Source organism: Larkinella harenae, assembly GCF_054780515.1.
Genome location: NZ_BAAGWE010000001.1, coordinates 2,617,721 through 2,635,908, shown reverse-complemented (window position 1 = coordinate 2,635,908; position 18,188 = coordinate 2,617,721). Strand labels below are relative to the sequence as shown.

Sequence of the window (18,188 nt, the reverse complement as noted above, 5' to 3'; positions counted from 1 at the left end):
AGGATGGGCATTTTGTACCAACAAATCATTCTTTTGATCCCGACGTTGGCCGAACGGTTTGGTACTTGGGTAAATTGACCAGCAAAACCCCGGCCAGAATCACCACCAGCGCCAGCACCTGCCGCAGGGAAAGGGATTCGTTGGCAAACAGCCAGCCCAACAAAACGGCAATGATTGGATTCACGTACGCGTAGGTGCTGACCACCGCGGGCGGGCGAACTTTCAAAAGCCACAAATAGGCCATATAGGTAATCACCGATCCCATCAGCACCATATAGCCCAATGCCCACCACGACCGAATAGTCACCTGGGCAATCTGAAAGTCCGTGAGTTCCCCGGCCATCACACTGACTGCTCCGCTGAAAATACCCGCCGACAACAGCTGAAGACTCCCGTTTAATTCGGTCGAAGCCAACGCCGGTTTGTATTTGGCATACAGCGAACCCGTTGTCCAGAATATTCCGCCGATTAGTAACACCACAATACTCATCCAGTATGTACCGGTCGGTGGCGGTTGCTGCACGGACTGCTCCGGCTGCACCAGCAACATCAGCACTCCGACAAACCCGATCACCAACCCACCGGGGATCAGCCAGCTGGCAAAATAATTGGGCCATTGCCGACGATCCAGAATAACAAACCAGAACGGCAGGGTTGTAACCAGGATGGCCGCCAGACCGGACGGAATAAACTGCTCGGCCCAGATAACCGAAACCGTTCCACCAAACAGCATCAGAACCCCACTCAACGCATTTCGCCCCACGGTTTGCTTCGTCAGCCCGGCTTTACCGTTCAGCAAACACCAGCTAAACAGCAAAACGCCCGCCATACAAAAACGGAGTGACGCCATCAGAAACGGCGGAATGCTTTCCAGGCCAATCAATGCCGCCAGAAAAGTCGATCCCCAAATGATATAGATGGCAGCAAAAGCCAACAGAATCTGCAATGATTTGGGCTGTGGTGAGTTCATTTTGTGCGATTATCACCTATTCCCATTTCACCCCAAACCGATCCGCCAATTCACGTAAACTCTGCATTACGGGTTCGATCAATGGCAACCCGTGCTGTTCGCGCTCGGCTTCCATCTCGCGCTCCGGATCTCCGGGAATCAGGACCTGCCTGCCTTCCACCGCCCGCGCGCCCCGAAAAGCCCTAATCCAGTTGTCCATGTGCTGCTTAAACTCGTCGACAGGCCGGAAAGCATCCACGCGCATAGCGCCAAAAAAGTGTCCGGTTCCGGCCCCAACACCTTCCTGCGCAGCCATAAAACCGGCGGTAGCGAAGGGCGGCACCCACGGACCGTAATTGGCTCCTGACAAAACGCCGGAGAAAATATCGACAATCGCCCCCAAACCGTATCCTTTGTGACTGCCGTGTTCGCGGTCGGAACCCAGCGGCAACAACGCCCCGCCGTTCCGGATCGGATTCGAATCCGTCGATGGTTGCCCCTGCGCATCCTGCGCCCACCCCAGTGGAGCTTCCTGCCCTTTCCGCTGTAATATTTCCATTTTGCCATAGGCCACCGCCGTCGAGGCAAAGTCGGCCACAAAGGGCGGCTGCGTCAGGGCAGGCACGGCCACAGCAATCGGATTGGTTCCCAACAACTTATCCAGCGAAAACGTCGGCGCCACCAGCGGAGCCGCGTTCGTCATGGTCATCCCAATCATATCGTGCTCAAGGGCTAGCATGGCGTGGTAACCCGCAATACCGAAGTGGTTGGAATTGCGTACGGCGACCCAGCCCGTTCCGGCCACGCGCGCCTTTTCGATGGCAATCTGCATGGCTTTCGGCCCCACCACCAATCCAACGCCCCGATCGCCATCGACCACAGCGGTTGACGGTGTTTCATGAACAATCCGGATATCGGGGGTCGGATTCAACCGGCCGTGGTCGTACAACCGTACGTAACCCGCCAGCCGGGCGACGCCGTGCGAGTCGACGCCCCGAAGATCGGCCTGCACCAATACGGTCGTGGCGAGGTCAGCATCGGCTTCTGAAAAGCCAATCTGGCGAAAAATCTGTTTAGTAAATGTCTTGAGTTGCTGAACGGGAGTCATTTAGGTAGCGCTTGAAGCAGCCGGCAACAGCCGACTTTATGGTTTTGATGCGGATTATCCACCGTAAAACCGGTGTACGGGTTTTGTTTTTGCACAAAAATAGAGCACAGATTAAACGAATCCGCTTCCGATGGCATCTAAATCTTAATTGATTTATCCCCGTCATTGACACATGAAAAAACTCACATTATTTATTTGGGGCTGTTTTTGGCTTTCATTTGCGCAGGCTCAGGACGACGAACAGCGAATTACCTCAACGGTTCAGCACGTAACGGTTTTCCTGAATCGCGCCCAGTTGACCGCCCAGGCCCGAACCACCATCCAGCCGGGCACCACTCGGCTGATTATCGATAATGCGTCGGCCCAAACCGATCCGCAAAGCATTCAGGTCCGTGGAAAAGGCGATGCGGTGATTCAGGGGGTTCAGTTCCGGACTAATTTTCTGACCAAAGTTACCAAACCGGTTTCGCTGCAACGGCTGGAAGATTCCCTGCGCATCGCCCGTGATGTGTTCGACGGTTTCAACCTCCAGAAAGAAGTGCTCGACAATGAGAAAAAGATGGTCCTGGCCAACCAGAAAGTCGGTTCCGAAAAAGGCACCTCTGTGAAAGAAGTGAACGATATGGCCGACTTTTTCCGCCAGCGCCTGACCGACGTGGGCAAAAAACTGCTGGCTTTGGAAAAGCAACTTAAGGACCAGAAACAAAAAGTAGACCGGCTCGAAGGGCAGGTACGCGAACAGAACGCCAAACGCGAGCGACCCGTCGGCGAAATTGAAGTGACTCTGGTGTCAAAAAACCGTACCGCCGTTGATCTTGAGCTAAACTATGTAGTCAACAACGCAGGCTGGGTTCCTTTTTACGACATTCGAGTACGCGACACCAAAAGCCCGGCCACGCTGGCCTACAAAGCCCAGGTATATCAGAATACGGGTTTCGACTGGCAAAACGTCCGGCTGACGCTTTCCACTTCGAACCCGGCGCTGTCCGGTAACCAGCCGCAGTTGGAAACCCAATTTGTGATTTTCTACGAACCGCGTCCCGTGCCGGTTGCCCAATCGGCTCGTCCGAAAATGTTGACCCGGCAGGCCGAATCAGCCGTCGCCGATGAAGCCGCTGCGGCCCCGGCAGCGGTTGCCGATTTAGCCAGTACGGCTAATTTTACGCAGGTCAGTGACCAGCCCACCAGCGTCAACTTTCAGATTTCCATTCCTTATACCATTCTGGCCAACAACCGCCCGCAGGTTGTTGACATCCAAACCGGCGAGCTTCCGGCCACTTACCGGTATACGGCCACGCCCAAAATGGACTCGGATGCCTTTTTGGTGGCCACACTTTCGGGCTGGGAAAAATTGAATCTGCTCAACGGCACAGCCCGCACCTATTTTGAAGGTACCTACGTTGGCGAATCACAGGTGAATCTGCAACAAGCGGGCGATACCCTGACGCTCGGCCTCGGGCGCGATAAGAAGATTATTGTAAAGCGGGAGAAAACGCAGGATTTCAGCAGCCGCAAAGGCTTGAGCTCGTCCGTTCGCGACAGCTATAGTTACAAGATAACCGTACGGAATACCAAGGCCGAGCCGGTTAATTTAACCCTTTACGACCAGATTCCGGTTTCTACCGACAGCCGGATTGAGGTGGAATTGGATGAAAGCTCCGGAGCTGAGCGCAACGCCGAAACCGGTCGCCTGACCTGGAATCTGGCCCTTAAGCCCAATGAAAGCCGGGAACTGGTGTTCCGCTACACGGTTAAATACCCCAAAGGGCGGCAGCTCGTCAACGCCCAGTAGAAAGATCGATCAATGGAATAAGGGCATGAGGCCCGTCTTTGTGCCCTTGTTTCATTGCCCAAAGCAAAACAGTTTTGTAAAAAGTACTGACATAGCTCACTAAAACACCCAAATTACGGTTATCATTTTGGAACGCGGTCGTACCATTTTTGCAAAAATTAAGAGGGCACAAAGGGTAACTTTTCTTCGATTTGCGGTTTATAATATATGATCCATCGCCTGCTCACTACGGTTTTTCTGCTTTTTCTGATCCAGTTGGTTTACGCCCAGACCGACACGCTCTCTATTGATTCGCTGATGATCAAGCAGAAATCCCCGTACGTAGCCTTGCTCAAACCGGGGCAAAAATACCTGGCGCTGGATGTTACCGGGCGCATCGGCGGCTTTCAGCGGCATCGTTTTTTTCCGAACGAAGAAATCAAGTTTCGCTACAACGGTCAAAAATACCGGGACAACATCTATCAGGTAACCGACACATCGCTGGTGTTGATTCTGGAAGACCCCAATACATTTCTCCCCGAGGTCACTCATTTTCGGCTCGACAAAATCCAGAAGATTTATATCCACCGTCAGATTCCATTCATTACCCAGGGCACGTATCTTTTCCCGATTGCCGGAACGATCTTTTTCGTAGCGGATGTGGTTAATGTATCCCGCGAGCGGAGATCATTGGCCGCCGACCCCCGCGCATTAAAAACGCCCGCCGTTATGATGGCGTTGGGAGCCATTTGCTATAAATTAAGCCATCCGCGTTATCGAATCAACAAGAACAACCGGCTAAAAGTCATGGAAACATACTAGCTTTCAGCGGTTTACAAATTAAAAAAGCTGAAGTATGAGAACTTTTCGGTGGCGTGGCCAGTGTGTTTGTTATTCGCCATCCATCATTCCTCGTTCATCATTCATAATTCCTCATCCATTTCTCCCTTCCTCTCCGTAGTTTTGCGAAAAATTTCACCAATTCGACCTAGTTTTGAACGCTGTACGTCTGACCCCGCCCACCGGACCCATTCGGGCAACTATTCCCCTGGCATCTTCCAAAAGTGAGTGCAACCGCGCCCTGATCATCAATGCCTTAACCGGTTTTCGTGGAAACCTGCATAATGTATCGGCTGCCCGCGACTCACAGACCATGATCCGACTCCTACAATCGGAAGATCCCGTTGCCGATGTGCTGGATGCCGGAACGACCATGCGGTTTCTGACGGCCTATTTTTCGGTCACTAATCAGCACAAAACCATGACCGGAACGCCCCGCATGTGCGAGCGACCGATCGGTATTCTGGTGGATGCCTTGCGGGCGCTGGGGGCCAACATCGATTATGTCAACAAGGACGGTTTTCCGCCCCTGGCCCTGAATGGATTTGCAAGCAACGGAACCAACCGTTTGTCCATCCGGGGTGATGTAAGCAGCCAGTACATTTCGGCCCTGCTGATGATTGCGCCCCTCCTGCCCCACGGCCTGGTTCTCGAACTAACCGGCGATGTAGGATCACGCCCGTACATCGAAATGACCCTGCGGCAAATGGAAGCGTTCGGCGTAACGACGCTGGCCGACTGGAGCACCAAAACCATTACGGTGCCCCCCACCCCTTACGTTCCCACCGACTACGCCATTGAGTCCGACTGGTCGGGTGCGAGCTACTGGTTCAGCATGCTGGCGCTGGCCGAAGACGAAACCTCGGAGATCGAACTGCTGGGGCTGAAAGAAAATTCGTTGCAGGGCGACAGCGCCATTGTGGACATCATGCGCCCGCTCGGGGTCGAGAGTACGTTCACCAGCCAGGGTGTTGTTCTGACCAAAATTCCGTCGCAGCCGTCATTGGCCTGGGATTTTACAGACTGCCCCGATCTGGCCCAAACCGTGGCCGTGTGCTGCGCCATCAAAAACATCCCGCTAACGCTAACGGGCATCGAAAGCCTGAAAATCAAGGAGACTGACCGCGTTTTGGCTCTCCAAACTGAGTTGAAAAAAGTGGGCGCCGAATTGGTGGAAGTAGAAAAAAACACGCGGTACGAAGTCCGGCAGAACGAAACCGTCGCCCAAACGCCCACCTTCGCCACCTACGATGATCACCGCATGGCCATGGCCTTTGCGCCGATTGCGATGCGCCAGGAAGTAGTAATTGAAGAACCGGGCGTAGTAGCCAAATCCTACCCTTCGTTTTGGGACGATATGGCCCGCGTAGCTACCGTCACTCCAGTCGGTTGAGACGATTCGTCGGTGGGCCGACGGTCAACGATACGGGTAGTTGCCGAGAAAAGTACCTTTGCAGGGTGTACCCCTGAGCGGTTTTCCGTATTTTTACGGCGCTCACTGAACACTGTACAATCTTGGAACTGCTGTTAACGACTCTGGGGAGCATTGCCTGGTGGGGATGGCTCCTGATCGGCCTGGCCCTCGTGGCTTTGTACGATGTAACCCAAAAAAAACATACTATTCGTCATAATTTTCCGGTTGTCGGCAACATCCGCTATTTTCTGGAAAGCTTTGGTCCGGAACTTCGCCAGTATATTGTTGCCAACAACCGGGAAGAATTGCCCTTCAACCGGCAGCAACGGGCCTGGATCTACGCGTCGTCGAAAAAAGAAAATAATTTTCAGGGATTCGGCACCGACCAGGACATTACTAGCGCGGGTTATATCTTTATCAAACCGGCCCTGCTTCCCCTGACGTTGCCCTCCGGCAATCCGAATTTCCACAACCCGTATTCCGCCCCGGCGGCCAAGGTCATTGGTCTTTCGCACAACCGCCGGCGACCGTACCACCCGCGCTCCATCGTCAACATTAGCGGCATGAGCTTTGGATCGCTATCGGCCCGGGCCATCGAATCGCTGAACAAGGGCGCTAAAAAATTTGGCTGTTATCACAACACCGGCGAAGGGGGTGTATCGTCCTACCATAAATTCGGAGCGGATGTTGTGGTAAACATCGGAACCTCCTATTTCGGCATCCGGGATGATGACGGCAATTTTGTGATGGAAAAATTGGTGAAGCTGGTGGACACCAATCCCTTCATCCGAATGCTGGAACTGAAATTATCGCAGGGTGCCAAACCCGGTAAAGGGGGCGTGTTGCCCGCGGCCAAAATCACCGCCGAGATTTCGGAAATCCGGCACGTGCCCATGGGCAAAGATGTTATTTCGCCGGCGGCTCACAGCGCCTTTTCCGATATTCCAAGCATGGTGGCCTTCATTGAAGCTATGGCCGAAAACACAGGGTTACCCGTGGGTATCAAGTCGGCCGTGGGAAAACTCGAACTTTGGGAAGAACTCGCCGACTACATGCTGCAAACAAACACCGGACCAGACTTTATCACCATTGATGGTGGCGAAGGAGGCACGGGAGCAGCTCCTCCGGCCTTCGCCGACCACGTTTCCCTGCCCTTCGTCTACGGTTTTTCCAAAGTTTACCAGATTTTTCAGAAACGCGGACTGACGAGCCGAATCACCTTCATTGCATCCGGAAAACTGGGGCTACCCGAATCGGCGGTAATGGCGTTTGCGATGGGGGCCGACCTGATCAACGTGGGCCGGGAAGCCATGCTCTCCATTGGCTGCATTCAGGCCCAGATCTGTCACACCAACCGCTGCCCGTCAGGCGTGGCTACACAGAGCAAATGGCTTCAGTCCGGCATCGACCCCGCTTTGAAAAGCGAACGGTTTTACCACTACATCAAAACCCTGACAAAAGAAATTCTCGACATCTCACACGCTGCAGGGTACGAACATCCCTGCCAGTTTACGATGGAGGATGTCGATCTGGCTATGGGCGACAACAACAAGATTCAGACGCTGCAACAAGCCTACGGTTATCAGAAAGACAGGGTGGCTTTCACATCCATTGCCGACCTGCTGAAGAGTAAATACATGACAAACGAATAACAGGTGGAAGCCTTTTGCCCTAGCATTTGAGCCGCCCTCCTCATTCTTTCGCTTTTAGTCATCTTTATTTGCATCATTCGTCATACCCTGCCTGCGGTTTCCTGCTGACCTTTGCCCTGTACGTAACAGGAAAAGAAAATGCAAACGATTTTAGGCGCCGGAGGAACTATTGGCAGCGAACTGGCCAAAGAATTGCCCAGGTACACCGACCGGATTCGGCTCGTGAGCCGTAATCCGAAAAAGACTAACCCAACCGACGAGCTGTTTCCCACCGATCTCTCGGATCGCAGCCAGGTGTTCAAAGCCGTGGAAGGTTCGGAGGTGGTTTATCTGACCGTAGGCTTTGCGTACAACCACAAGGTCTGGCGCGCGAAGTGGCCCGCGTTGATGCGCAATACAATCGACGCCTGCAAGCAGTACGGTGCCAAACTCGTTTTCTTCGACAACGTGTATTTGTATGATCCGGCGGGCCTTGGCCACATGACCGAAGAAAGTCCCATCAATCCGGTCAGCCGGAAGGGAAACGTTCGGGCCGAAATCGCCGGTATGCTGATGGACGAAGTGAAACGGGGTACCCTGACCGCACTCATTGCCCGGGCGGCCGATTTCTACGGCCCAAACAATGAAAAAAGCCTGATGGTGGAAACCGTTCTGAAAAATTTTCGGCAGAAAAAAGCCGCCAACTGGTTCGCCCGAACTGACAAAATCCACTCGTTTACTTATACACCCGATGCCGCCAAAGCTACGGCCCTGCTCGGCAACACCACCAGTGCTTACAACCAGGTCTGGCACCTGCCCACCGATCCAACGCCCTTGACCGGCCAGCAATGGATTGAACTCATGGCAAACGAAATGAACGTCAAACCGAAGATTCAGGCACTGCCGATCTGGATGATCCGTCTGGTTGGCTTATTTGTTCCGATCATGCGTGAATTTCCGGAAATGGCGTACCAGTACGACCGCGACTATTTTTTCGACAGCAGCAAATTCCAGAACGCCTTCAACCTGCCACCAACTCCACCCGCAGAGGGCATCAGACAAACGGTGAACGGAAATTGAGCTGGAACCTAGCCTTAAACTCGTGGTTGAGAACCGTTCCGTCAATAGTTTTGGCATTACACGCTGCTACTGAGTAAATTAATAACGTCAAAACCGGCGGTCGCAGCGGTTTTCCGATTGTGAACCCGCTGGAAAACTGAGCGGGTTCGCTGTCAATCGATTTTGTCGGGTGCAGGATGAGATTTCTACGTTCTGGAAGAGATTTATTATTTTCAGATAGGCGACGAAAAATTCCATTTGAGAGTAGAATAAACTGTATTGGCGTAAAATCATTACCTGTATGTGGAGCACCGAAACGCTTTGGGTTGAAGTTGCCATCGTCAGCGCTATTTATGCCCTGGGCAACATTCTGTTCGGCCAGTTCGAAGAACAAACCCCCAAATGGCGAAGAGTCGGCAAATACCTTTTTACCCTTGTATTCATCACATCGCTTTCACTTCTCGTTGGCAGAACGGTTGCCTTCATTGTTCTTGGTGCTTTTACGCTTCCGGTTTTGTACATCCACGGTTATTATTTACCCCGCAAAATAGGCGTTAATGGACTAACCGGCGAGCCCAAAAGTAAATACTACGATTTCCGCGGGTGGAGTAAGGATGTCTTCGATAAATCGTGAATTATCTTGCCGTGGAGGCTTCTCGTTAACACATTTACGCTACCATGAAACTTTGCGTCGCCCAAACCCGTCCCGTCAGAGGAGCCGTTTCGGAGAATATTGAGAAACACCAACGGTTCATTAAGCGGGCCGTTTCTCTGCAAGCAGATGTAATCATTTTTCCGGAGTTATCAATAACGGGCTACGAACCAACCCTCGCCAATGAGCTGGCCACAACGCCTGACGACGAACGGTTTGCGGTTTTTCAGCAACTGAGCGACGCCCATAACCTAACAATCGGTATCGGCGTGCCAACGCGCAACGAAGCAGGCATCTGCATCACAATGGTGCTTTTCACTGCCAATCAGCCTTCGCAACTGTATTCCAAAAAATACCTGCATGCCGACGAAAAACCGTTTTTCATCAGCGGCCAGAACGCATCGGTTCTGCTGCGCAACCAACCAACGGTGGCACTAGCTATCTGCTACGAGTTGTCTGTGCCTGAGCACGCGCTGAACGCGCACCAACTGGGCGCATCCATCTACCTGGTCAGCGTTGCCAAAACCGCCAGCGGAGTCGAAAAAGCCGCCCAAACGCTGGCCAACATCGCTAGCAACTATTCCATGACGGTTTTGATGGCCAACAGCGTCGGACCAAGTGACGACTTTGTTTCAGGAGGCAAAAGCGCAATTTGGAGCACACAGGGTGCCTTATTGGGGGAGCTTAATGGCACCAAAGAAGGTCTGCTGCTCCTTGATACCGAAACGCAGCAAGTGATTACACAATCCTTATAACCTAAATCGCTCCACGATGAAAATGTCCGCCCGCATCCATAGCACGTTGAATCAGCACGATATCATCGTCCAGACCAACGACGCGGCCCGGTCCGTGCAAATTGCCCCGAAACCGTCGGGCTACGGCTCATCCATCAATGGTGGGGAGCTTTTGCTGTTGGCACTGGCCACCTGCTTCTGCAACGATATTTACCGGGAAGCCACCAAACGCTACCTGACGATTTCGGGCGTTGAAGTAGAGGTCACCGGCGAGTTTGGGGCCGATGGCGAACCCGGTTCCAACTTTCAATACAAAGCCCAGGTCACCGCCGATGCCACACCCACCGAAATCGATGCGCTGATCCGCCACACCGACCAGGTGGCCGAAGTACACAACACCCTGCGCAAGGGACTAACGATCAGCTTAATGGCCTAGATATAAGCGATTTTCTAACACGTACTTATTCCTTTCTGATTCGTTTAGGCCAGTGCTCCAACCGCTTTTGCCTGGGCCATCCTCGATTGCTATTCACCCGTTTACCACGGGTGAATGAAAGACTCTTTTTCGTTTTTGGTCATGGGAGTTTTCATGTTCGGTCACCTTCGCAGCGGTTTTTTCGGCGGACCTTTGTGTCATACAAACGACACCTTTACAATCATGAAATCGCTTTTAAAACTCGAAGAAGGTGCTCAATTCGTGCTCACCATTGGTCTGTTTACCCAATTGCCGTTTGCCTGGTGGTGGTTTCCGGCCCTGCTGCTCCTGCCCGATCTGAGTATGCTCGGCTACCTCATCAATCCACGCATTGGTGCATACACCTATAATTTTTTCCACCATAAGGGCGTCGCCACCACGATTGGCTTGATGGGCGCTTTGCTGGCTAATCCGGTTTTGATGCTGGCGGGTGTAGTGCTGTTTAGCCATTCGGCCATGGACCGACTTTTTGGTTACGGCCTGAAATACACCGACGGTTTTGAAAACACCCACCTGGGTCGCATCGGCAAGAACCGTTAAGCCGACTGACGAAGTGCTTCGGTCCGGTACGCACCGGGGGTCGAACCCGTCCATTTCTTAAAGGTTCGGTAAAAGACACTGGGTTCTGAGAAGCCCAGCAAATACGCAATATCGGTGGTACTAAAATGGGGTTCGCGAAGGTGCCGGATAGCCAGGTCATGACGAACTTCGTCCAGCAACTGCTGGTAGGTAACGCCCTCACTTTTCAGGTGCAATTGGAGCGTTCGGACCCCCATTGCCAGCCGATCGGCAACCGTCGCCAGCGTGGGTTCCTCTCCTTTCAGCAAAGCGACAATCTCACCCTTCACCCGCCCAACCAACGCCCGCTCCTGTAATTTCCGCAGAAGCTCCATCGCGTGCTGCTCAAACAGCGGAAACAGGCCGGGATTGGCGTTCAGCACCGGCGTATCCAACCAGGCAGCATCCAGCACCAAAGCCGTTTCTTTCGCATCGAACACCGGCGTAGCCGGCGCAAAAACCCGTTCGTGTTCGCTGCTATCCAATGGACGTGGGTACTCAAACGTCACCGCTTCCGGTGTAACAAAATGCCCCGTCAACGCCCGGATGGCCGACAAATACACCACCAGCTCGGAATTGAGCACGTGTTCGGGGTAGATAATATCTTCAGAGGTGATATGCAGCACAAGGCGATACAGCCCTCCCTCCCGCTGTCCTACAGTTTGAACGCCTTCGCAGACAATGGCCTGGTATTCGCAGAGTTTTTCCAACGCCTTACCCAGCGTCGGGCAGTGCATCATCACATACGCCAATACCCCCACAGCCGTCGGATTAATCATTTCGCCAATGCGAAGCGACAGATATGGGTCATTAGTCAGTGCGATAATCTCGCGCCAGAGCGCCTGCATCGCCCGAATCGGAATCCGCTCGTCGGGGTTCCGCAGCATGGCGGGATCAACACCCACGGTTCGGCACAAGGCCGCAGCATCGGCGCCTTTCTGCCGGGCTGCAAACAAAACCAGATTAAAAGAACCAACCGAGAGTGTATTATTCGTCGCCATCACCCACGAAGATACGCCAAAAGCCGAGCACCCCAAAAGCCTGAAATGCTTTCCCCGGGCAACTCCGATTGCAGCCTGGGATTACCCAGCATCAAGTCCGTAGACGTGTCGGCTAGCGATTATGGGTTTGGCGTGATTTTCAGGTTAGCAAAATCACCACCTGATGAGGCCCCAACCCACAAACCAATTAGGCCCTCGCGACGCTCGCCCAGCTTTTTTACGGTCAGGCTGGGCGTGGCGATGTCGTTAACAAAAACTTGAATGGTTTCATTATCAACGACAATCCGGACGTGAAACCACTCGTTAGGGTCGGGAGCCGGATCGATGCTTTTTTCGTACTGATCCGGAAAATCCTTGCGCAAAGTAGGCCAATCGTAGTTCGGGAGCGAAATGTACTGCACAGCATGTATGCGCCGAACAGGGTCCGTCGACCGAAAATTGAATGGGCGGAAATAAATGGCGTCGTAATTCCGCTCACTGGAGCCGTGAAAAGCTATGCCTACAAAACTCCGCTGCAAAACGTCTTTACCCCGCATATCAACCTCGATGGTTCCCTGCGTGAATGTCGTTTTGGGCAGCCACGCAACGCCTTCATTGGCACCGGGTTTCTCATCCAGCCGAACGCCATGCCGGTTTCCGTCCGTCAACGTCTGTACCGTGCGGTTTTCGAGCCGAAACGCGCCTTTTTTCGCCAGCTCCGTCAGCTCAATCTTTCGTTCATCTGGTTGTCCCTGCCCGAAGGCACAAGATACGGTAAGTAGGGTAAACACCCACAGGGCAAACTGGTCTTTCTTGTTATTGTATTTCATTTTCAACTACTTATCGATTAAAAAGCTCACTACTTGCACTTGGTGCAAGCGGTGATGCTTTATTTTTGGGTAATAAACGGATGGATGAGATCGTACATCAACTGCGGTTTGGTTGTCAACACCACATGGCCCGAACCCGGAATGATGGCCAGTTGAGCATTGGGCAATGATTTGTAGATATTTACAAACCTTTCCGTTGCACCGTCATGATCTCCGGCGGCAATCAGCACCGGGCATTTGATGGTTTTCAAAGCGGCTTTGTCAATGTACGTTGGTTCACTCCAGGCTTTTTTCAATTCGCTCAAAAACCGGTCCCACTGCTGCGGTTGAGGCATCAACTTCTTGCGTTGCGCTATAAAACCCGGTAAGAATTTCTCCATCTTTTCATCTGTCAACTGAAGCCAGAAATCGTGTTGTTCCGCCGTATAGTCGCCAATTCCCAACGGTCCCCCGCCAATAGCCACGTTTTTTCGCACCAGTTCCGGGTGTTCGGCCGCCAGAATATAGGAAGCAATGGCACCGTCGCTAAACCCAATCACAATCGCGCTGTCCTGCGTGACGGTTCGGATCACGGTGTGGGCGTCTTCTGCAAAAAGCCGGTACGAATACGGTTTAGTGCCCACTTCCGATTTGCCGTGTCCGCGTGTTGCGATAGCAATCACTTGAAATTCACGGCTCAGGCGCGGAATCAAATCCCGGTACTCGTCGATGTATCCGAGCAAACCGCCGTGCAGCAAAACCAGCGGTCGGCCTTGCCCATACACCTCGTAATAGATTTTGGCATCGCCCACTTGTACATACTGTCCCGCTTTGGGGTTGGATCCGTACGGAATCTTTTCGGTCGGCTGGCCAGTGGCCGCAATAGCCACGCAATTAAGCAGCCAGAAAACGATATAGCGCATGGGTCACTTTACCTTAAAATCGACTTTCGTATCTGCCCAAACCAGCGAAACAACCCCCTTGGGGTTAATAGCAATCGTGAATTTTTCCTGAAATGCCGATGCCTTCTTCACCGGTACGGTCACCCGCAGCACGTCCTCATCCTGCTTGTAGCTGAACGCGCCCCACTTGATGGTTTTGTTGAGAATGACAGTCCAGTTCTTTTCGCCCGGAATGGTAAAGAGGGCGTATTTGCCCTTCGGAACGGTTTTTCCTTCTAGCGTTACGCCGTCGGAGAATTCAATAGTCGTGGTTTCATTGGCTCCCGTACGCCAGACCTGTCCGGCTGGAGCCACCTTGCCCGCCGGGTCCCAAACGTTCCGGCCTTTCACCGATGGCTGGCTGTAGTCGATGGTGATGGTTTTACCACCCACGGTTTGCCGGGCTTGTGCGGGCGGACTGGGTCGTTTCGACTTGTCGTCCTGCGCAAAAGTGAGTTGAGCGATCATAAGCAATGTTGTAAGAATGAGCAATTTTTTCATGTCGGTTTACGTAACTTTGGTTGAAGGAATAAATGATCCCGACAAAGGTGAAGAAAGCCCATAAGAGTTGAAGCGTCGGCCCTTGTTCAAATCCGTTCAAGTTGATTCATACTGATTATCAATGGTTTCAGAAAACGACAGTTTGCAACGATGCCGGTCCCTGATTGAAAAAAAAGTGGGCTGGGGCAACGGCCAGCATTGGCAGAACGGGGATTTCGAAGCCCTGAGTGAGCGCATATTGACCGAAACCGGCGTCTCGCTCAGCGTCAGCACGCTGAAACGAATCTGGGGTAAGGTGCGCTACGATAGCGCGCCCACAGCCACGACGCTCAATACATTGGCGCAGTTTGTCGGTTACGAAAACTGGCGGTCGTTTCAACAACCATCCTCTGCCGTCCAAACCGCTGTTTCAACCCAAGATCTTTCCGAACCACCCGCTCGGGCTTTGCCAAACCGATCCGTAGCCCGGCGCTGGCCGTGGCGGGTTGGAGCGCTGGTTGTGGCAGGTTTGGTCAGTATCTGGGCGTTCCAGAACCGGGTTAAACCGCTGGAATACGGCGCGATTTCGTTTACCAGCCACCCTGTAGCAACGGGCCTGCCCAACACGGTTTTGTTCCGGTACGACGCCCGCGATTCGAACGCCGACAGTGTTTTCATTCAGCAAAGCTGGAACCCCAAACTGCGGTTTCGGGTCGATAAAAACGGGCAACAGTACGCCAGCACCTATTATTACCCCGGTTATTTCCGCGCCAAACTTGTTCTGAACGATTCGATCGTGCGCGAACATGATCTCTACATTACTACCGACGGCTGGCTTGGCACAGTCAACTACGATTCAATACCCGTTTATTTTCCGGACCAGCAAATTCGTCGAAACCAAACCGTTGCGCTAACCGAAGCCAACCTGAACGGACAAGGCATCGATCTCCAGCAAGCCGTTCCGCAGGTCACTCTGCACTATGTCCAGCCGCTGGGCGAATTGTCGGGTAGTAATTTTGTCTTTGAAACGGAACTTAAAAGCACGTTCAACCGCCACGGGGCCGTATGCCAGCAAACGGGTATTATGCTGCTTTGCTCCAATGGTATCCACCTGATTCCGCTATCGGTGAAAGGCTGCGTGGGCCAATTGTTTCTTTCCTTTGCCGAGCATGCGGTTTCGGGTAAAACCAACGACCTTTCTGGGTTTGGCGTCGATTTTTCGGATTGGGTGCGCGTGCGTTGCGAGGTAAAAGACAGGCAAGTAACGGTTCTGGTCAACGGCCAACGTGCCTATGAAGGGAAATTTAACCGCGATCCGGGCAAAATTGTTGGTCTTCGCTATTACTTCCAGGGCACAGGGGCGGTTAAATCCGCGCGCTTTTCCGACGGCCAAACCGAGACAGTTTTACTCTAAACCCAGCTCCTGCCGCAACGTCCGGAGGTAATTAGGTGCTTTCAGCATCCGGCTACCGTACCAGCTAAACAGCTCACCATCAACCAACACAATCCGCGCATCAGGACAAATTTGCTGCAATTCGGCGGTGTGTTTTTGGGAAAACGGATACGGTTCTGAGGACAGGAAAATCAAGTTGGGTTGACAAGCCTGCAGATCGGCTTCGGTTACCTCAGGGTAGCGGGTCAATCCGCCAAAAGCAGGCTGAAAACCGGCCGTTTCCAACATGGAATGAATGAACGTCTGACTGGCCGCTGCCATGTACGGTTTTCGCCAGATCAAATAGGCTACTGACAGTTTGCCGGACGCCAAGGGGGTTGCCCGGCGCGAAATCACAAATCCCGCGCAGCGGAAGGCATTTTCGATCTCCTGCGCCAACGCGTTTGCCGGTCCGGCCTTTCCGACCAACTGGCCCACTTCCTGGATCATTGCCAGTGCTCCGGCTACGGTCTGTAGGTCCGTTACGTGAACCGGATAAAACCGTTGCAGTTCTTCCACCTGTTCACGGGTATTTTCCTCCCTATTTGCCAAAACAAAATCTGGTTTCAGGGCATGAATACGCTCAAGGTGCAGGGTTTTGGTACCACCCACAACGGTTTTCTTTTTCACCTGACTGGCCGGATGGGCGCAGAACTTGGTAACACCCACAATCTCCCGATCCAGTCCCAGATCAAAAAGCAATTCGGTTTGGGAAGGAACCACCGAAACGATGCGTTGGGGTGGATAATTTGCGGTTTTCATTATCGTGAACAAAAAAATGGGATAATCTTGTCAAAATTGGCAAAACCGGCCAACAGTACCCTTTTGAAGTACGAAAACCTCTCGTCAATTTTCTATATTTGTTGAACGTACAGAAGTAAACAACACTATGCGCATTCAATCGGAGAACAACCCGTCGCCATCGTCGGCGCTGACAGAATTAGGGCGGATTGCCGTGGGAGAGAAAGTAGAGCGGTCAGGACAGGTTGTTCCCAGCAGCATTGACAGTTTTCGCATTCGCGGGGATTACGCCGATGTGGTTCATAAAGTCTACGGAGAAACCATTACCGAACTTCCCATTCTGTTTTTCTCCGACCAGGAAGAAATTGTCTGCAACGAGCGACTGGAAATTCGCACCGCCGATGGTAAACTATTTGGTTATGGCGACAACCACACTTTTCACATCTGGAACGATGAACTGAAAAAATACGTGGTTACCACCACCGAACGTCGGCCGTTCATCATGGACGAAACCGTAGCTTTTTTACAAAAGAACCTTCATCCAGCCAAAGTCAAACTCATCAAGTGGTTGCCGGTGCTGACCCTGCGGTTTGTGATCCGGGACATCCCGTTGCTGGGTTACTGGCAATTCAGCACACGCGCCGTTCAGACCACCATCCCGAACCTCCGCAACAAGTTTGATGAGTACCGAAAACTATTTGGCAGTGTGCAGTACCTGCCTTTTCTGCTAAAAGTCAGGAAGGTTAAAACCAACAAACCGGGACTGATTTACCAGTATCCCATTGTCGATCTGGTGCCGCAGTTTTCGTTTGAAACGGCCCATCGCCTGGCCCGCTACCTCCGCGAAAACCCAAACGCCGACGCCAGCCATTGGTTAAGCGAGCAGGAAACGTTGTCACAACTGCCGTCGTCGGAAGAGTAAGTTTCAAACAATCAGCTTATACCCCACGCCCCGCACATTAACAATCTGTACCTGAGGATCGTCCCTCAGATACCGTCGCAACCGCGTAATGAACACATCCAGGCTTCGACCATTGAAAAAACTATCGTCGCCCCAGAGTTCCATCAGCACGGCAGAGCGCTCCAACACCTGGTTGCGCTGCTCATAAAGCCGTTTCAGCAGCTCGGCTTCGCGGTGCGACATCGGTATTTCCTGTCCTTGTAACGCCAATTTCTGTTTAGGGTAATCGAATTGGTAGCGACCAATAGGCAAGCGACCGGCAATCGTCGGGTCACTCCCACGGTTTCGGCTCAGCAGCGCTTTGATGCGAACAATCAGTTCATCGATGCTAAACGGTTTTTTGAGGTAATCGTTGCCCCCCAACTCAAAGCCGCGCACCACATCGGCGGTTTGCGAGCGGGCGGTCAGAAAAATAATCGGAACATCCCGGTCGGTTTGGCGAATGCGCTCGGCCAGCGTAAAACCGTCGAGCTTGGGCATCATCACATCGGCTACTATGGCATCGGGGTGATGTTGCCTGAACAGTGCGTATCCTTCTTCCCCGTCAGCCGCGTACAAAACCGTAAAACCCCGCACCTCCAGGCTATCGCGGACAATCATGCCCAGGGCGAGTTCATCTTCGATCAAAAGAATGGTTGGCATGTTTTAAACGA

19 protein-coding genes are annotated in these 18,188 nt (G+C 52.7%); 11 read left to right on the top strand and 8 right to left on the bottom strand.

Features of this window, described 5'->3' with window-relative positions:
* Positions 1-25: 25 nt before the first annotated feature.
* On the bottom strand, positions 26-970 hold the full coding sequence (locus ACYVH9_RS10785) for an EamA family transporter (RefSeq protein ID WP_460636323.1): 945 nt from the start codon (positions 968-970) through the stop codon (positions 26-28).
* A gap of 16 nt (positions 971-986) precedes the next feature.
* Positions 987-2,057 carry an Ldh family oxidoreductase gene (locus ACYVH9_RS10780; protein ID WP_460636322.1) on the bottom strand — a complete coding sequence of 357 codons (1,071 nt, stop codon included), beginning with the start codon at positions 2,055-2,057 and terminating at the stop codon, positions 987-989.
* Positions 2,058-2,229: 172 nt separating this feature from the next.
* Between ACYVH9_RS10780 and ACYVH9_RS10775 the strand changes: the two genes are divergently transcribed.
* From ACYVH9_RS10775 to ACYVH9_RS10735, 9 genes are all read left to right on the top strand, one after another.
* Positions 2,230-3,849: a DUF4139 domain-containing protein gene (locus ACYVH9_RS10775; RefSeq protein ID WP_460636321.1), complete on the top strand. Its 1,620-nt coding sequence runs from the start codon at positions 2,230-2,232 to the stop codon at positions 3,847-3,849.
* Positions 3,850-4,056: 207 nt separating this feature from the next.
* Positions 4,057-4,650, top strand: a complete 594-nt coding sequence (locus ACYVH9_RS10770; protein ID WP_460636320.1) for a hypothetical protein — start codon at positions 4,057-4,059, stop codon at positions 4,648-4,650.
* Positions 4,651-4,822: 172 nt separating this feature from the next.
* Positions 4,823-6,061, top strand: a complete 1,239-nt coding sequence (locus ACYVH9_RS10765; RefSeq protein WP_460636319.1) for a 3-phosphoshikimate 1-carboxyvinyltransferase — start codon at positions 4,823-4,825, stop codon at positions 6,059-6,061.
* 122 nt (positions 6,062-6,183) lie between these two features.
* Complete coding sequence (locus tag ACYVH9_RS10760) at positions 6,184-7,734, top strand: FMN-binding glutamate synthase family protein (protein WP_460636318.1); 1,551 nt, start codon at positions 6,184-6,186, stop codon at positions 7,732-7,734.
* A gap of 138 nt (positions 7,735-7,872) precedes the next feature.
* Entirely contained in the window at positions 7,873-8,793 is a 921-nt protein-coding gene (locus ACYVH9_RS10755; RefSeq protein ID WP_460636317.1) for an NAD-dependent epimerase/dehydratase family protein, read from the top strand.
* A 280-nt stretch (positions 8,794-9,073) separates the two neighbouring features.
* Positions 9,074-9,406: a hypothetical protein gene (locus ACYVH9_RS10750; protein WP_460636316.1), complete on the top strand. Its 333-nt coding sequence runs from the start codon at positions 9,074-9,076 to the stop codon at positions 9,404-9,406.
* Between the two features lie 44 nt (positions 9,407-9,450).
* Positions 9,451-10,179 (top strand): carbon-nitrogen hydrolase family protein, encoded by a 729-nt coding sequence (locus tag ACYVH9_RS10745; RefSeq protein ID WP_460636315.1) that lies wholly within the window; start codon positions 9,451-9,453, stop codon positions 10,177-10,179.
* A gap of 16 nt (positions 10,180-10,195) precedes the next feature.
* A complete protein-coding gene (locus ACYVH9_RS10740) occupies positions 10,196-10,594 on the top strand; it encodes an OsmC family protein (RefSeq protein ID WP_460636314.1) in 399 nt (132 codons plus the stop codon).
* A 222-nt stretch (positions 10,595-10,816) separates the two neighbouring features.
* The gene (locus tag ACYVH9_RS10735) at positions 10,817-11,173 is read left to right on the top strand and encodes a DUF4260 domain-containing protein (protein ID WP_460636313.1); all 357 of its coding nucleotides are present in this window, start codon (positions 10,817-10,819) and stop codon (positions 11,171-11,173) included.
* On the opposite strand, the gene ACYVH9_RS10730 is transcribed toward ACYVH9_RS10735, so the two are convergent.
* The 4 genes from ACYVH9_RS10730 to ACYVH9_RS10715 form a co-directional block, all read right to left on the bottom strand.
* Positions 11,170-12,192 carry an AraC family transcriptional regulator gene (locus tag ACYVH9_RS10730; protein WP_460636312.1) on the bottom strand — a complete coding sequence of 341 codons (1,023 nt, stop codon included), beginning with the start codon at positions 12,190-12,192 and terminating at the stop codon, positions 11,170-11,172. The genes ACYVH9_RS10735 and ACYVH9_RS10730 overlap by 4 nt on opposite strands.
* Positions 12,193-12,311: 119 nt before the next feature.
* Positions 12,312-13,001, bottom strand: coding sequence for a family 16 glycoside hydrolase (locus tag ACYVH9_RS10725; protein ID WP_460636311.1), 690 nt, complete (start codon positions 12,999-13,001; stop codon positions 12,312-12,314).
* Between the two features lie 59 nt (positions 13,002-13,060).
* A complete protein-coding gene (locus ACYVH9_RS10720; RefSeq protein WP_460636310.1) occupies positions 13,061-13,903 on the bottom strand; it encodes an alpha/beta fold hydrolase in 843 nt (280 codons plus the stop codon).
* A gap of 3 nt (positions 13,904-13,906) precedes the next feature.
* Positions 13,907-14,389 carry a DUF2911 domain-containing protein gene (locus ACYVH9_RS10715; RefSeq protein WP_460636309.1) on the bottom strand — a complete coding sequence of 161 codons (483 nt, stop codon included), beginning with the start codon at positions 14,387-14,389 and terminating at the stop codon, positions 13,907-13,909.
* A 154-nt stretch (positions 14,390-14,543) separates the two neighbouring features.
* On the opposite strand from ACYVH9_RS10715, the gene ACYVH9_RS10710 reads away from it, so the two are divergent.
* Complete coding sequence (locus ACYVH9_RS10710; RefSeq protein WP_460636308.1) at positions 14,544-15,815, top strand: hypothetical protein; 1,272 nt, start codon at positions 14,544-14,546, stop codon at positions 15,813-15,815.
* Here the strand turns inward: ACYVH9_RS10710 and ACYVH9_RS10705 are convergent.
* Entirely contained in the window at positions 15,807-16,595 is a 789-nt protein-coding gene (locus tag ACYVH9_RS10705) for an ABC transporter substrate-binding protein (RefSeq protein ID WP_460636307.1), read from the bottom strand. The genes ACYVH9_RS10710 and ACYVH9_RS10705 overlap by 9 nt on opposite strands.
* 127 nt (positions 16,596-16,722) lie before the next feature.
* Between ACYVH9_RS10705 and ACYVH9_RS10700 the strand changes: the two genes are divergently transcribed.
* Positions 16,723-17,496, top strand: a complete 774-nt coding sequence (locus ACYVH9_RS10700; protein ID WP_460636306.1) for a recombination directionality factor — start codon at positions 16,723-16,725, stop codon at positions 17,494-17,496.
* A gap of 3 nt (positions 17,497-17,499) precedes the next feature.
* Here the strand turns inward: ACYVH9_RS10700 and ACYVH9_RS10695 are convergent, their stop codons facing one another.
* A complete protein-coding gene (locus tag ACYVH9_RS10695; protein ID WP_460636305.1) occupies positions 17,500-18,177 on the bottom strand; it encodes a response regulator transcription factor in 678 nt (225 codons plus the stop codon).
* Positions 18,178-18,188: the final 11 nt, after the last annotated feature.

Coding starts and splice junctions, on each gene's coding strand:
- ACYVH9_RS10785 (WP_460636323.1), bottom strand. CDS start 970: ATGAACTCACCACAGCCCAAATCATTGCAGATTCTGTTGGCTTTTGCT.
- ACYVH9_RS10780 (WP_460636322.1), bottom strand. CDS start 2,057: ATGACTCCCGTTCAGCAACTCAAGACATTTACTAAACAGATTTTTCGC.
- ACYVH9_RS10775 (WP_460636321.1), top strand. CDS start 2,230: ATGAAAAAACTCACATTATTTATTTGGGGCTGTTTTTGGCTTTCATTT.
- ACYVH9_RS10770 (WP_460636320.1), top strand. CDS start 4,057: ATGATCCATCGCCTGCTCACTACGGTTTTTCTGCTTTTTCTGATCCAG.
- ACYVH9_RS10755 (WP_460636317.1), top strand. CDS start 7,873: ATGCAAACGATTTTAGGCGCCGGAGGAACTATTGGCAGCGAACTGGCC.
- ACYVH9_RS10750 (WP_460636316.1), top strand. CDS start 9,074: ATGTGGAGCACCGAAACGCTTTGGGTTGAAGTTGCCATCGTCAGCGCT.
- ACYVH9_RS10745 (WP_460636315.1), top strand. CDS start 9,451: ATGAAACTTTGCGTCGCCCAAACCCGTCCCGTCAGAGGAGCCGTTTCG.
- ACYVH9_RS10740 (WP_460636314.1), top strand. CDS start 10,196: ATGAAAATGTCCGCCCGCATCCATAGCACGTTGAATCAGCACGATATC.
- ACYVH9_RS10735 (WP_460636313.1), top strand. CDS start 10,817: ATGAAATCGCTTTTAAAACTCGAAGAAGGTGCTCAATTCGTGCTCACC.
- ACYVH9_RS10730 (WP_460636312.1), bottom strand. CDS start 12,192: ATGGCGACGAATAATACACTCTCGGTTGGTTCTTTTAATCTGGTTTTG.
- ACYVH9_RS10725 (WP_460636311.1), bottom strand. CDS start 13,001: ATGAAATACAATAACAAGAAAGACCAGTTTGCCCTGTGGGTGTTTACC.
- ACYVH9_RS10720 (WP_460636310.1), bottom strand. CDS start 13,903: ATGCGCTATATCGTTTTCTGGCTGCTTAATTGCGTGGCTATTGCGGCC.
- ACYVH9_RS10715 (WP_460636309.1), bottom strand. CDS start 14,389: ATGATCGCTCAACTCACTTTTGCGCAGGACGACAAGTCGAAACGACCC.
- ACYVH9_RS10710 (WP_460636308.1), top strand. CDS start 14,544: ATGGTTTCAGAAAACGACAGTTTGCAACGATGCCGGTCCCTGATTGAA.
- ACYVH9_RS10705 (WP_460636307.1), bottom strand. CDS start 16,595: ATGAAAACCGCAAATTATCCACCCCAACGCATCGTTTCGGTGGTTCCT.
- ACYVH9_RS10700 (WP_460636306.1), top strand. CDS start 16,723: ATGCGCATTCAATCGGAGAACAACCCGTCGCCATCGTCGGCGCTGACA.
- ACYVH9_RS10695 (WP_460636305.1), bottom strand. CDS start 18,177: ATGCCAACCATTCTTTTGATCGAAGATGAACTCGCCCTGGGCATGATT.